The sequence below is a fragment of the Gluconobacter roseus genome (assembly GCF_046058915.1).
GTDB lineage: Bacteria > Pseudomonadota > Alphaproteobacteria > Acetobacterales > Acetobacteraceae > Gluconobacter > Gluconobacter roseus_A.
On sequence record NZ_CP175538.1, the window covers coordinates 422,155 to 436,690 of the forward strand.

Consider the following 14,536-nt stretch of genomic DNA (forward strand, 5'->3'; position numbering starts at 1 on the left):
TGCGCCTGACATTCTGACTAGGCTCAGGACTTTAACCAAAACATGACGGTTGCAGCGAGGCAGATGGCCGAGACGAAGATGGTCGGGCCTCTGTCGTAGCGGGTTGCGACCCGCCGCCAGTCCCTGAGCCTTCCGAACATGGTTTCGATGCGGTTGCACCGTTTGTATTTCCGCCTGCCGTAGCTGACAGGTTCTGCACGGGATTTCCGTCCGGGAATGCAGGGTCTGATCCCTTTTCCCTCCAGGGCATCCCTGAACCAGTCGGCGTCATAACCCCGGTCTCCCAGCATCCACTGTGCTGCAGCAAGACTGTTCCAAGAGGGCAGCGGACCGGTATCATCACTGATCGGTCCCGCTGTCATGAAGACGCTCAACGGTCGTCCGTTCTGATCAACAACGGCAGGCAGCTTCGTGTTCACAAAAATCATACCGCTCAACACGCGGCAGTCATCAACGCGGCGTCTGCCATGGCTCTTTGGGGGGGCGGCAGTCAGCCAGCCTGTATAATTAACAAATTTACGCAGAATTAAGACAGGTAACGGTTTGTTATTCTCTCGATCGTATCTTTTTTACTGCTGATCCACAAAAATCCTATCGTAAGTTATGGATAGGAAATCAGGATTTACTCTTCAAAGCATTTAAAGAGTATCTTTTTCATTCTTCTGCATATCCAAAGTCAGATACACGACGATTTTGACCTGTCCGCGCACCATGACTGAGAGCTGCCTGGATGCGATCTATCAGTTCAGATCTTTGATAAGGTTTTCCCAATACCTCGAAATTATTATTTTCTGGAGCATTCAAAGACATTTCATCGTTGTAGCCGGTCGTCAGGATGACGGGGGTATTTGGACTTATTGCACTGATCTTTTCTGCAAGCACCAGACCATTCGGGCCGCCCGGCATGATGACGTCAGAAAAAACAGCACTGAAGGGCTGTCGCGTGGAAATTGCCTTTTCAAAGGCATCCAGAGCCTCAACTGCGTTTTGAGCAACAGTCACCTGATATCCTGTTTCCGTAAGAGATTCTGCTGCAAACTGTGCAATATCCGAATTATCTTCCACAACCAGGATTTGTGGAGGGTGAGAATCATCTGCAACTGGATGAGCTTTATAACCTGCACCCTCTGACACGGGCTCAGCACTCTCCTTTGGCGTATAAATCGGAAAAATCATGCTTATGCTTGTGCCGTGTTCTGGTTCACTCTCAATTTCCAGACGGCCGCCAGACTGTTGGACAAATCCCTGAACCATCGCCAAACCCAGCCCGGTCCCCTGCCCTGAAGCCTTTGTTGTAAAAAACGGTTCTGTTGCTCGCTGGACAATATGGCGAGGCATGCCCTGCCCTTCGTCCATCACGGTTACAACAACATAATCACCGGGTTTCAGGCGACGGGCTTCTGCATCTTCATTGAGATGGATGAGTTTTGTTTTGACTGTAATGGAACTGCCTGGCGAAGACGCATCGCGTGCATTGGTAATAACGTTCAGCAGAGCCATCTCGAAATAGTTTGCATCCAGTTTGACGCTCGGTAATCTGAGTTGCAAATTGAGGTATAGGGCAATCTGACTTCCAGCAGACATTTCTATCAATTCCCTGAAAGAATTAATCAGACTGCTCAAATTGTTTTCTTTAGGATCAAGCCTGTTCCGGCGCGCAAAAGACAGCAGCTGGCGCGTAAGCTTTGCTCCACGTTCTGCCGCCTGCTCAGCAATCATATGCTGCCGATCGAAGGCCTGATGATCGAGGCGTTTTTCCCGCATACGCTGCAGACTGTTAATTAAAATCTGCAATAAATTATTGAAATCATGCGCAAGTCCGGCGGTAAGCTGTCCTATGGCTTCCATCTTCTGGCCCTGCCGGAGAGCCATTTCACTCTCCCTACGCTTTGAAACGTCAAGCTGGCTTGCGAAGAAGTAAATAAGTTGGCCTTGCTCATCAAAAACCGGCCCCATGAAAACCGCGTTCCAGAAAGGTTTCCCGTTCCGTCGATAATTAAGGATTTCCAGAGCAACTGGTTTGCGATCAGCAATCGCTTTCCTTAATTGCCGGACATCATTGGGATCGGTGCCAGCGCCCTGTAGAAAGCGACAGTTCCGCCCTACGACTTCACTGGCTTCGTAGCCAGTCAGGTCCAGAAAGGCATTATTGGCGAAGGCGATAGGACAGTCAGGCAGCCTTGGATCAGCCAGGATCATGGGCATTCTGGTCATTTCGACAGCTGCGAAGAAAACATTGCTTCTGTTTTCCAAGGTCGGATCGCTGATTGCTGCCTGAGCCCAATGCCGGGCCTCCCGATCTCCCAGACTTTCAAGATCGTCAGTGGAAGGTTGAGCCGCTGACGCCTGAGACGACGAAAAGTCCTCAGAGTTTTTATCTTGGGTGTTCATGATTGACGCCAGCGAAGTGGAAAATTGTACTTCTGTTCATCTCATGAACTGCCCGGCAACATCAATAAAGCTATAAGGATTTTTTCAAATAAATATCACCTCCCTGAAAAAGGGGAGATTGATACGAGACAATTTGGAAGGGCTTTCACCGAAACTCAAACTGCGTCGATGAAGCTGTTTGTCCATTGTGTGGATCGACAGCGATATTTGCGGCTGATAAAGGTTTATAAAAGCCCTTTTCTAAAGCTGACACCCTATAACGCTCGATTTTGGTGTTGAGATTATTCTTAAAATTCTAAATTTTTCCTTATCTTCGATACGTACAAATTAGGTTGAAGCCCTCCCGGTCCTGTCCGCATACTTATCAGAATGAGGCATCTTTCCCCTTTCCCGACTTTCTTATGACAAGCCAGCAGAGGTCGCTGTTCGGGCTTGCAGGGATCATTGCCCTTTCCTTTGCTACAGAAATGAACGAGCAGGTCTCTGCCCAGGCCCTGCCAGACATTGCCGGTGCCCTTGGGCTCAGCATGGACTCCCAGCGCTGGTTTTCGAGCCTCTATGTGACGGCCGAAATCATCGGAATGTCAGTATCGCCATGGCTGGCCGTGACCCTGACCCTGCGCCGGTTTTCATTCTTCGTGGCAATCCTCGCAGTTCTGGCGTCCAGCCTCATTCCGTTCACCTCAACGTTGTCCCTGCTATACATCCTGCGCGTTTTTCAGGGGCTGACCGGTGGCTTTACCGTTCCTCTACTGATGACGATCGCCCTGCGTGTCCTCGCCCCGCCCATACGGCTTTACGGTCTGGCAGCCTATTCCCTGACTGCCACGTTCTTTCCCAATCTCAGCATGACATTCGCCGGATTGTGGACTGATCTCGTGGACTGGCGGTTCGTCTTCTGGCAGTCGATCCCGCTCTGCACCCTGTCCTTCCTGCTGCTGTGGTACGGCATGCCAGTTGATCCCCCGAAGCATGAGCGGTTCTGGAAGTTCGACTGGAAGGGCTTTCTGCTGATCGTCTTCGGAATGGGTTCTTTCTCGATCATGCTCCAGATGGGTGACTGGATGGACTGGTTCAACAGTCCGTTCATCTGCGTTCTGGGACTGATAAGTCTTGTCTGTATCCCGCTGTTTGTCCTGAATGAGTGGTTCCACCCCCTCCCCCTGTTCAAGTTCCAGCTCCTTGGCCGTCGTAACTTCGCCTATGGCGCCAGTACCCTGCTGACCTTCGTCGTCATTTCCCTGTCGTCTTCCACTCTGCCAGCGTCCTTTCTGCAATCTGCCGCAGGTTATCGTCCGGAGCAGATCTACCCCGTTACGCTTGAGATCGCAGGTCTCCAGCTCGTAATGCTGCCCCTGATGGCAGTTGTGCTGAACAAGACCTGGGTTGATTCCCGCATTGTCAGCTTCATCGGCATGACCTGCATCCTGACTGCCTGCATCGGTGATTTCTTCCTCACCTCAAACTGGAACCGCGACCAGTTCTATCTGTGGCAGGGCTTGCAGGGCATTGGGGACGCCATGATCGTCATGCCTTTGCTGATGATGTCCACTAACACACTTGATGCTTCGGAAGGGCCTTTTGCTTCGGCCATGGTCAATACGCCGCGTGCTGTTGCAGAAGCCGTCGGGATCTGGCTGCTCCAGCTTATGCATCGCGAACGCGGCTCGCTTCATTCAGACCGGATTGCCGACCGTCTTGGTCAGGTCCGCTACAGTCTGGTGCAGGGAAACAACCCTGTTCTGCAACGTCCTGCTCCTCTTACGCCGTCCGGCCAGCCTGCCTATCCCGGGAGCATGACCGCTTTGCATGCCCAGATGACCCGACAGACCGCAACCCTGACCTTTAGCGATGACTGGGTCGTACTCAGCAGTCTCGTCGTGTTCCTGATGATCTGGGTCTGCGTACTTCCGGTTCGAACCTATCCCCCCCGTATCGTGTTTCAGTCGAAATAACTTCAGAAGCCTTCCCGCCAGGCGGCAGGGAAAGAAAGGAATTGCCGCAGAATGGCGGATCAGAACGACAACTCTTCCCAGAATCCCCAGGAAGAGGAGAAGAAAAAGAAGCAGGACCAAAAGCACCGTACCATCACCCGCTGGCTGTTCATCGGCGGTGGCTTGATTGTCCTGATCTTCGTTGTTGTCGTTCTGGCCATTATTTTCGTGCCCAACCGCCATGTCTGGACCGATGACGCCTATGTCACGGCGCATTACACCGTTGTCGCCCCCCGTATCGCCGGACAGGTCGTTGCCGTGGACGTGACGGACAACCAGCCCGTACGGGCCGGACAGGTGCTTGTTGAGCTGGATCCTCACGATTACCAGACCACACTGGACCAGAGCCGTGCGACGCTCGCCCGGGATGAGGCGCTCGTGCAGGACGCGGCCGCCAGCGTATCACGCCAGCCCTCCGTCATTGATGAAAATGTCGGGGAAGCCGCCCGTATCCGGGCCCAGCTCGTTTTCGCCCGTCAAAACGATCAGCGTTATACCAATCTGGCCCGTACAGGCGCTGGCTCCACGCAGGAACATCAGCAGTCCACGGCCAATTTGCGCGAAATGGAAGCCACGCTCCAGTCCCTTGAAGCGCGTATTGCTGCAGCCCGCGCCCAGATTCCCATCCTTCAGGCCCGGCACAAATTCGCGCAGGCGACGGTGGAGATGGATCGCGCCCATGTCCATCAGGCCGAACTGAACCTGTCCTATACCAAGGTCCGCGCACTGGAAGACGGCATGATCGGCGAACGCAGCGTCCAGACCGGAAATTATGTTGCTCCGGGTGCGGCGCTGATGGCGCTTGTCCCGCTCGACCAGATCTGGATCCGCGCTAATTACCGCGAACTTGCCCTGCATCACATGCGCCCCGGCCAGCCCGTCAAAATTCACGTAGATGCCTATGACATGACCCTGAACGGGATCGTGGACAGCATTCCTCCAGCCTCGGGCGCTGTCTTCGCCCCGATCGCACCAGAGAATGCGACCGGAAACTTCACCAAGATCGTCCAGCGTCTGCCGGTCAAGATCATCCTTGCGCCCAACCAACCGCTTGCCCGTCTGCTACGGCTTGGTTTCTCGGTGGAAACCACCGTCGATACCAATCTTGATAACGTCACGGCCGAACAGCTCCAGAGCCCCACGAGTGTGACGGCGCCTCCACCATCTTCCATCCCGGCCGTTACGCCATGAAGTTCCGGTCTGTTTCCGCATTGCTGACCGGAAGTCTGGTGCTTTCGGCCTGCACCATGGGGCCGAATTTCCATCGCCCGACCATGAACGCTCCCGCCAGTTGGGGATCCGAGCCTGCCAGCGAGAGCCAGACCTATGCGGGGGCTGTCGATACGCAGTGGTGGCAGAGCTTCCATGATCCCGAACTGAGCAGCCTTGTCAGTCGCCTTGGACAGCAGAACCTCGACCTGCAGATCGGCGCTGAACGTATCAGCGAGGCCCGTTCGCAGATGAAGGTAGCTGCCTCCGCAGGCTTGCCTCAGGCCAACTGGTCTGGCTCCTATGCCTATCGCCAGCTCAGCAAGCAGGGCATTTTCTCCCTTGCCGAGCCGCGCCCCGGTTCGAGCATGAACTTCAATCTGTATGAAAACGTCCTGAGCACCAGCTGGGACCTGGATCTGTTCGGCACCATCCGCCGCAGCGTCGAGGCCCAGCGCGCCAACGAAACAGCGACCCTTGCCGCCCGTCGCGCCACGGCTCTCGCGGCTGTCAGCGACCTGGCCACAAGCTACATGCAGCTCCGCGGTATCCAGCAGCAGCAGGCCATTCTTCGTTCAAACATTGATCTTGCCCGGACGAGCCTGAAGCTGGTGCAGGACCGCTTTGCCAATGGCGTCGCCACAAATCTGGATGTTTCACAGGCCGCCGCACAGCTTGCGAGCATGAGCGCGGATCTGCCCGGTCTGGAAAACTCGGAAGCGGCCCTTATCAACGCCATCGGTCTATTGCTGGCAGAACCTCCCCGTGCCCTCGAAGCCGAACTGCGACCTGCTGCCATCCAGCCACCTCTTCCCGCCAGCGTTCCCGTGGGTGTGCCGTCAGAACTGACCCGTCGTCGTCCGGACGTGCTTCAGGCTGAAGCACGGCTGCATGCCGCGACTGCCGAGGTCGGTGTGGCCACGGCGGCTTTTTATCCGGACATCACGCTCGCCGGGAACATGGGAACGGAGTCCTTCTCCGCTGCCGATTTCTTTTCCCTGCCCGCAAAGCAGTTCAGTGTTGGCCCGACCCTGAATGTTCCGGTTTTCGAAGGCGGACGGCTGATCTCCACACTCCAGTTCCGCAAGGCGGCTCAACGTGAAGCCGTGCTGACCTGGCGCAATACAGTCCTGAATGCCTGGCGCGAAGTCGATGATGCCATGACGGCCTATGCCAAGGCACAGTCCACGCACAGCCTGACGGAACAGTCTTTCTTCCAGAACAGGGCTGCCTTCAACGCCGCGCGTGAGCGCTACCAGCAGGGAGCCACTGATTATCTGAACGTCGTGGCAACACAGGCGGCCCTGCTTTCCAGCCAGTCCGCCCTTTCCATCAGCCAGACGCGGACGGAAACGGCGCTTGTGGCGCTTTACCGCGCTCTGGGCGGGGGATGGCAGTATGCCGAAACGCCTTCATCGGCGTCTCATTCATAGATCTGCTGGTTTGCAGGCTTTTCAGTGCTGAATTCAGGCGACACGGCTGATCCGGTCCGCGCTCCAGACATAGGCTGCTGAACCATCTGCAAACAGGCTGCTGAACGCAGGGTCAGTAACATCCAGTCCGCCTGTATAGGACCCGAGCGCCGGCAGGATGAGGCGGTCCGGCCCTTTCATGAAGCAGGGGCGGCTCATGGTATGCCCTCTGATCCGCATTCTGATCTTTGGATGCAGATGCCCGGCGAGTTCTGCTTTCCCCATAGGGACTGTTTCAGACGGGATATGCCGCAGTATCAGATTGCCGGAACGATAGTCTTCAAGCCATTCACCCGCGATCTCCGGAACCGGAAGGGCATCGTGATTACCCGTGATCCAGAGAATGGAGGTCTGTGAGGCGATCGCCCGGAGCATTGTCTTTTCAATATCCAGGAGACGTTCTCCGGCTTTGACATCATGAAAACTGTCTCCAAGCGCAATCAGAAGCTGGGGCTTATAGTCCTCGACGAGGCACTGGACCTTCTCCAGTGTTGAAACCGTATCTCCGGGCGGAAGCAGGAGGCCGCGTGTCCGGGCGGAAGTTCCCTTCCCCAGATGCAGATCCGCCACCACAAGCGTCTGCGTCTCCGGCAGGAAGACGGCACCGCCCGCAAGGAGCCATATCCGCTCGTCTGCGAGTTCGATCTCCCGGAATGTCATAGTGTTGCCGCCAGTTCATAAAGCCTGTCCGCTTCCGCCAGAAGATAATCTTCCCCCTCTCCGCCGCGAATTTTTTCGCGTCCCTGTTCAAGCAGAACGGGTACCGCCAGCGGTGAGACATGCGGGAGGCTGACATGCTCGATATGCCCCTGGATACGCTCCAGCATCTCTGACAGGCGGGCGAGATCGGTCAGGCCTTCAGCAGCCTGCAGACGTGTAGCCCGCAGAAGAATATGATCGGGATCGTATTTCCGGAGAACGTCATACAGCAGATCACTGCTGATCGTCATCTGGCGCCGGTTTTTCTCCCGTCCCGGATAATTCCGCTCTACAAGCCCGGCAATGATGGCGACGTCCCGGAATGTGCGCCGCAGCATTGAGCTTTCGTCCAGCCATTCCGTCAGACTGCCTTCCAGCAGGGTTCTGCTGAACAGATCCGTTATGGAACCGGGCGGATGAACACACCAGCAGGCCACCATGTAATCGTTGGCCACAAACCCCAATGGCCCTTTTCCCGTGTCTTCCAGCCTTTTGGTCAGCAGAAGTCCAAGCGTCTGATGCGCATTCCGTCCTTCGAAAGTATATGCCACCAGATAGTGCCATCCACGATGCGGGAAGGTCTCGACCAGAAGCTGTTCCGGTTCAGGCAGACGGGAACGCTCTGACTGCAAGGTCAGCCAGTCCCGCACGGATGGCGGCAGAACGTCCCAGGATGACGGCGCATGCAGTATTTCCCGGACATGTCGGGCCAGACCGGGTGAAATGGAAAGCTGGTTTCCGCCATAGACCGGCACCCGGGGATCCTTGCCGCGCCCCCGGGCAGCCTGTACGGTGGTATCCTGCATTCCCAGAAATTCAAGCAGTTCGCCGCCCAGCAGGAACGTGTCTCCCGGAACAAGTGTCGAGGCGAAATACTCGTCGATCTCCCCGAATGTCTTGCCGCGCCGGGATTTGACGCGAAGCAGAGGCGTATCGACAATCGTTCCGATATTCATCCGGAACTGCCGGATGATCTGTTCATTGCGGACCCAGAGCTGCCCCAGTGAATCCCGGAAAAGGCGCTGGTGACGGTCATAGGCCTGCAACGCATAGCCGCCGTCTTCGGCAAAGCGGATGATATCGTCAAAATCGGTTCGTGACAGCTGGCTGTAAGGTGCCGTGCGCCGGACTTCCTCATAGAGCGCGTCCGGAAAGAACGGGCCTGCACAGGCCGTGACCAGAACATGCTGGGCCAGCACGTCGAATGTTCCTGCACGCGGTGGCGCACCATCCAGTTCATGGCGGAGAACTGCCTCTCTGGCGGCCTCACATTCCAGCACCTCAAACCTGTTGGCCGGGACGAGAAGCGCACGCGAGGGCTCGTCCATCCGGTGATTGGCCCGGCCAATCCTCTGCGTCAGGCGGGAGATCTGCTTTGGCGCCCCCACCTGGATGATCTGGTCCACCGCCCCCCAGTCCAGTCCCAGATCGAGCGAGGATGTCGCGACAACCGCACGCAGGGCGCCCTGTGCCATGGCCTCTTCGACCTTCGCCCGCCTCGTCGTGTCCAGACTGCCATGGTGCAGCCCGATCGGCAGGTTTTCCGTATTGTCTTTCCACAGGGCCTGAAACAGCAGTTCCGCCTGCGCGCGGCTGTTGACGAACACGATGGTCAGGCGGGCGGCGGCAATCGCTGTCAGGATTGCAGTGGCGCTTCCCAGACCGGTCCGCCCTGCCCAGGGCAGATACCCCCGCTGATCCGGCAAAAGCACATGAACGTCGGGGCGCACTCCGTCTTCCGCTGTGACAATCCGCACGCCTGACGCATGCCCGGTCGGGGACACCCACGCCGCAATGGCGGAAGGATGCGCCACAGTCGCGGATAACCCACTACATCGCATTGCAGGTGCAAACGTTCGCAGGCGGCTGGCACACAGGGCAAGCTGATCGCCCCGCTTGGTGCCGGCCAGCGCGTGGACTTCATCAATGATCAGGGCGCGGAGCGTGGAAAAATATTCAGCAGCGTCCGGGTAGGACAGGAGCAGCGCCAGACTTTCCGGCGTCGTCAGGAGAATATGTGGCGGATTTTTCTGCTGTCTTTTCCGGCGGGCTGCGGACGTATCTCCGCTGCGAACTTCAATGCGGACAGGAAGGCCCATCTCCATGATCGGTCGGGACAGGCTCTCTGCGATATTGTTTGAAAGGGCTTTGAGGGGACTGACATAGATCGTGTGCAGCCCGCCTTCAGCATAAGAGCCTTTTGCCAGCTCGATGAGACTGGGCAGGAAGCCTGCCAGTGTCTTTCCGCCGCCAGTCGGCGCGATGAGAAGTGCGGAAACCCCGTCTTCCGCCGCCTGAAGCATGGCCAGCTGATGAGGCCGTGGGGTCCAGCCCTGCTGTAAAAACCAGGTCTGAAAAGGTTCAGGAAGATGGATGCTCATTTCTTCAAGGAACGCATACGTGTTTCGCGGGTTCTTTTCCTGTTCTCGAAGAGTTGACGGAGAAGACTTGGGTGGACTGGCTTGAACTGAAACCGGAGGGCCTCTTCTGCGTCCCCGGTGCATTCTACATCGACCCGCTTCAGCCGGTGGCCCATGCCGTTATTACCCATGGTCATTCCGATCATGCGAGACCGGGCCATCAGCACGTCACCGCCACGCCGGAAACCCTGTCGATCATGCGCCTGCGCATGGGCGAGGATCGTGCCGGAGAAAGCCAGCAGGCTCTGGAATATGGAGAAGTCATATCCGTTGGCGCGGTACGGCTCTGGCTTGCGCCAGCGGGACATGTGCTGGGCAGTGCACAGATCGTCATGGAGTATCAGGGACAGCGCGCTGTCGTCAGTGGCGATTACAAGCGGGCTCCCGATCCAACCTGCACGCCTTTCGAAGTCGTCTCCTGCGATCTGTTTGTGACAGAGGCCACTTTTGGTCTCCCTGTCTTCCGGCTGCCTGATCCTGCGCATGAAATCGGAAAACTGCTTCATGACGTTCGCCTCTTTCCGGAGCGGACGCATGTCGTAGGCTGCTACGCGCTTGGCAAATGCCAGCGCCTGATCGCGCTGCTTCGGAATGCCGGGTATCACGAGCCGCTCTGGCTTCATGGTGCACTCCTGCCGATGTGCAGCCTGTATGAGAGTTTCGGTATCCGGCTGGGAGAACTGAAATCCGCTACTGCGGCCAAGAAAGGTGAGATGCGCGGCGGCATCGTGCTGGCGCCTCCATCTGCCATAGCCGACCGGTGGGCGCGGCGCCTGCCGGATCCTGTTGTCTGTCTGGCATCCGGCTGGATGCATGTCCGGCAAAGGGCGAAGGCGCGCGGGATCGAGCTTCCTATGGTCATCAGCGATCATGCGGACTGGGATGCCCTGCTGGATACGTGTCAGGCGACGGGCGCAAAGGAAATCTGGGTGACGCATGGCCGTGAAGAAGCGCTGATCCATGCATTGGGACAGCTTGGAGTCCGGGGCCGCGCCCTTCGGTTGATCGGCTATGAAGAAGACGATGAGCAGGCCGAAGAGGACGCCGTGGCATGATCGAGTTTGCCACCCTTCTGGAACGTCTGGCCTTTACACCTTCGCGAAACATGAAGCTTGCTCTGCTGAAAGAGTATTTCGCCATGGCGCCTGATCCGGACCGGGGATACGCTCTGGCGGCAATGGCCGGAAGCCTGTCGTTTGCGGCGGCCAAACCGGCCATGCTCCGGTCCCTGGCCATGGAGCGGATCGATCCTGAACTCTTTGCCTGGTCTTATGACTATGTCGGAGACCTTGCGGAAACGGTTGCATTGATCTGGCAGCCCGAAAGCCAGACGCATAAGAGCGAGGCCGCCCCCGGTCTGGCGGAGGTCGTACATACGCTGGATCGCCTGCCCAAGGCGGATGTGCCGGATGTCCTGAGGCGATGGCTCGATGCCTGCGATGCCTCATCACGCTATGCGCTTCTCAAACTCATTACCGGCTCCCTCCGCGTCGGCGCATCGGCCCGGCTGGCGAAAACGGCGCTGGCCGAACTGGCTTCCGTGGCGCCCGATGACATCGAGGAAGTCTGGCATGGACTGAAGGCCCCCTATGGGGCCCTCTTTGCGTGGGTCGAGGGAAAAGGCCCGAAGCCGGATGCTAAGGATGCGCCTGTTTTCCGGCCTCTCATGCTGGCCCAGCCTCTGGAGAATGTTGATCTTGCCGCATTCGATCCAGCTGAATGGCGGGCGGAGTGGAAATGGGACGGCATCCGAGTACAGCTTGTTTCTGCCCCGCAGGGCGAGCGTGTCTATACCCGGACGGCCGAGGATATCGGCAAGGCCTTTCCGGATGTGCTGGCCACGATGCAGGATCTGGGCAGCAGGGTCGTTCTGGATGGTGAGCTTCTGGTGGTGCGAGACGATGTTGTCGCATCGTTTGCCGATCTCCAGCAGAGACTGAACCGCAAATCGCCCACGGCCTCCATGCTGCGTGACATGCCCGCCGGGATCAGGCTGTATGACATCCTGTTTGAAGACGGCGAGGATCTGAGGCCTCTGCCTTTCGACATCAGAAGGCAGCGGCTGGAAAGCTGGTTCGCACGCCTCAATCCACCGCGGATGGTCCTGTCCGATCTGATTGCGTTCCGGAACTTCGAAGATCTGGCCAAGCTCCGCGACAGCGCGCGAAGCGAAGGCATTGAGGGGCTGATGCTCAAGAAGGCTGACAGCCCCTATCTGCCCGGTCGTCCCCGCGGCCCGTGGTGGAAATGGAAACGCGAGCCTCTGACTGTCGATGCGGTTGTCATGTACGCGCAACGCGGTCACGGCAAACGCAGCAGCTTCTATTCCGACTACACCTTTGGCCTGTGGCGCACAGTCGACGGAAAGCGGGAACTTGTGCCGATCGGCAAGGCCTATTCAGGCTTTACGGATGAGGAACTCAAGTTTCTGGACAAATGGATCCGTGACCACACGACCAAGCGTTTCGGCCCGGTTCGGGAAGTCGCTCACGGGCTGGTTCTCGAAATTGCATTTGATGCCGCGCAGTATTCCAAGCGCCATAAGAGCGGTGTGGCGCTGCGTTTCCCACGGGTTGCACGCATCCGGACCGATAAGCCCGCAGAGGAAGCCGATACGCTCGAAGACTTCATCCGTGCGTTTCTGTAGAACGTAGCATCGCTTCCTGAACCCTAGCCCTCTATCCTCTCGCCACGATCATTTTCTTTCTGACCATCAATCCGACGATCAGCAGAAATGCCAGAAACATGAAGCTGCTGCTGACATTCAGGCTGGCACTGATCGACTTCTTGTAAGCCTCCCTCACCTCCTCATGCATGGCAGGAGAAAGCGCCTGCACTGCCGCCATGCCGTTTTCCAGAAAGGCCGAGACATCGATCTTTTCCGGCAGGGCATAAAGATTGTTCCGCAAGGCCAGTGCCATCACGCCTCCCGACAGCGCAACGCCCAGTGAGCCACCCAGCGAACGGATGAACGCCATCATCGCCGTGGCAATGCCCAATGCGTTACCCGGCACGGCATTCTGGATGATGACCGTGGCATTGGGCATGCCAATCCCCATTCCGACGCCAAGGCCCCCAAGACAGAGCAGGAACGAGAATGCCGGCGCGCCATGCCGCGCACAGAACGCAATCATGGCCAGCGCCAGAAACTCGATCCCGACGCCAAGTACCAGCAGAAGCTCGTACTTTTGCGTTCTGGACGAGACATAACCGCCTGCAATGGAGCTGATCATCATCGTACCGACCTGTGGAAGCATCATCAGGCCGGATGTTGCAGGCGTTTCTCCCAGAACCAGCTGATAATACAGCGGAAGGAAAATCATCGAGCCCATCATGGCAAATGACATGATCCCGGTTGCCGCCACACAGACGGAAAAATCGGGAATCCGCAGCAGGCCCAGACTGACCAAAGGTTCAGGAGCGCGACGTTCCTGCCAGAGAAACAGCAGGAAAACTGCGATACTGAGCGCCAGAAGAAGAAAGGTCAGCGGCGACGTCCAGGACAGGGCCGTCCCGATGGAATTGAACAGAAGCAGGAATCCGGCCGTCGCAACACTGAGCAGCCCCGCCCCCAGATAGTCGATACGGGGACGCTTCTCCGCACCGCCACCGGGCAGGCTCAGCATGATCAGAACAAAAGCAAAAAGCCCGACCGGCAGATTGACCAGAAAAACCCAGCGCCATGACAGGGCGCTGGTCAGCACTCCTCCAAGGAAAGGACCAGTCACGCTGCTGACAGCAAATGCCCCGGTGAAAAGCCCCTGATACTTTCCGCGCTGCTGCGGGGTGACCATGTCACCGATCACCGTCTGCGACAGGGTCATCAGGCCGCCTGCCCCGACCCCCTGAAGGCCCCGGAACAGGATCAGCTGCCACATGCTCTGGGCCAGGCCACACAGAAGCGAGGCGAACAGAAACATCCCGATGCTGAACCCGAGCAGAGGCCGCCGCCCGAACATGTCGGACAGTTTGCCGTAGAGTGGCGTGGCAATGGTGGATGTCAGCATGAACGCCGTCACCACCCATGACATATGCGCCAGCCCTCCCAGATCGCTGACGACTGTGGGAAGAGCCGTTGAGACGATGCTCTGATCGAGCGCCGCCATGATCATGGTCAGGATAAGGGCCGCAAAAACGCGGATGCGCGTAGAGGACGAGTAGGCGCCCACGTTCTCAGTCGAAGCAGATTGCACAGGGAAGTTTCATGATAGTCAAAACACCGGTTGCACTGTTTGCGTGGGAAGAGACAGGACCGATGCACGGTCTGCAGCCAGATCGCAACCTGTTGCCGGCACGGACCAGCCCATATCGTAATACCGCAACACACTCACCGGAATTGATCAACCGCTCT

Annotated in this window: 9 protein-coding genes and 1 pseudogene; 5 read left to right on the forward strand and 5 right to left on the reverse strand. The window is 57.4% G+C overall.

From position 1 onward, the window contains the following. Positions 1-23: 23 nt before the first annotated feature. Positions 24-419 (reverse strand): annotated as a pseudogene (locus tag ACJ2A4_RS02055) (transposase); the annotation flags it as partial. A 235-nt stretch (positions 420-654) separates the two neighbouring features. After that, positions 655-2,391, reverse strand: a complete 1,737-nt coding sequence (locus tag ACJ2A4_RS02060) for a PAS domain-containing protein (RefSeq protein WP_408873412.1) — start codon at positions 2,389-2,391, stop codon at positions 655-657. Between the two features lie 401 nt (positions 2,392-2,792). Between ACJ2A4_RS02060 and ACJ2A4_RS02065 the strand changes: the two genes are divergently transcribed. From ACJ2A4_RS02065 to ACJ2A4_RS02075, 3 genes are read left to right on the forward strand one after another with little or no spacing between them, the layout of a single operon-like run. Then, positions 2,793-4,346, forward strand: a complete 1,554-nt coding sequence (locus ACJ2A4_RS02065; protein ID WP_408873413.1) for an MFS transporter — start codon at positions 2,793-2,795, stop codon at positions 4,344-4,346. A 51-nt stretch (positions 4,347-4,397) separates the two neighbouring features. Further along, positions 4,398-5,576: an HlyD family secretion protein gene (locus tag ACJ2A4_RS02070; protein WP_408873414.1), complete on the forward strand. Its 1,179-nt coding sequence runs from the start codon at positions 4,398-4,400 to the stop codon at positions 5,574-5,576. After that, positions 5,573-7,027 carry an efflux transporter outer membrane subunit gene (locus ACJ2A4_RS02075; protein WP_408873415.1) on the forward strand — a complete coding sequence of 485 codons (1,455 nt, stop codon included), beginning with the start codon at positions 5,573-5,575 and terminating at the stop codon, positions 7,025-7,027. Before ACJ2A4_RS02070 ends, ACJ2A4_RS02075 begins: the two co-directional genes overlap by 4 nt. A 33-nt stretch (positions 7,028-7,060) precedes the next feature. Here ACJ2A4_RS02075 and pdeM read toward each other — a convergent pair whose 3' ends face one another. Together pdeM and ACJ2A4_RS02085 are read right to left on the reverse strand one after the other, a co-directional pair. Further along, positions 7,061-7,726, reverse strand: coding sequence for a ligase-associated DNA damage response endonuclease PdeM (pdeM, locus tag ACJ2A4_RS02080; RefSeq protein WP_408873416.1), 666 nt, complete (start codon positions 7,724-7,726; stop codon positions 7,061-7,063). Next, entirely contained in the window at positions 7,723-10,146 is a 2,424-nt protein-coding gene (locus ACJ2A4_RS02085; protein WP_408873417.1) for a ligase-associated DNA damage response DEXH box helicase, read from the reverse strand. Before ACJ2A4_RS02085 ends, pdeM begins: the two co-directional genes overlap by 4 nt. Before the next feature lie 71 nt (positions 10,147-10,217). Between ACJ2A4_RS02085 and ACJ2A4_RS02090 the strand changes: the two genes are divergently transcribed. Beyond that, on the forward strand, positions 10,218-11,240 hold the full coding sequence (locus tag ACJ2A4_RS02090) for a ligase-associated DNA damage response exonuclease (RefSeq protein WP_408873418.1): 1,023 nt from the start codon (positions 10,218-10,220) through the stop codon (positions 11,238-11,240). Next, positions 11,237-12,832 (forward strand): cisplatin damage response ATP-dependent DNA ligase, encoded by a 1,596-nt coding sequence (locus ACJ2A4_RS02095; RefSeq protein WP_408873419.1) that lies wholly within the window; start codon positions 11,237-11,239, stop codon positions 12,830-12,832. The genes ACJ2A4_RS02090 and ACJ2A4_RS02095 overlap by 4 nt, the downstream gene beginning before the upstream one ends. A gap of 31 nt (positions 12,833-12,863) precedes the next feature. Here ACJ2A4_RS02095 and ACJ2A4_RS02100 read toward each other — a convergent pair whose 3' ends face one another. After that, entirely contained in the window at positions 12,864-14,378 is a 1,515-nt protein-coding gene (locus ACJ2A4_RS02100; RefSeq protein ID WP_408873420.1) for an MDR family MFS transporter, read from the reverse strand. Positions 14,379-14,536 lie beyond the last annotated feature (158 nt).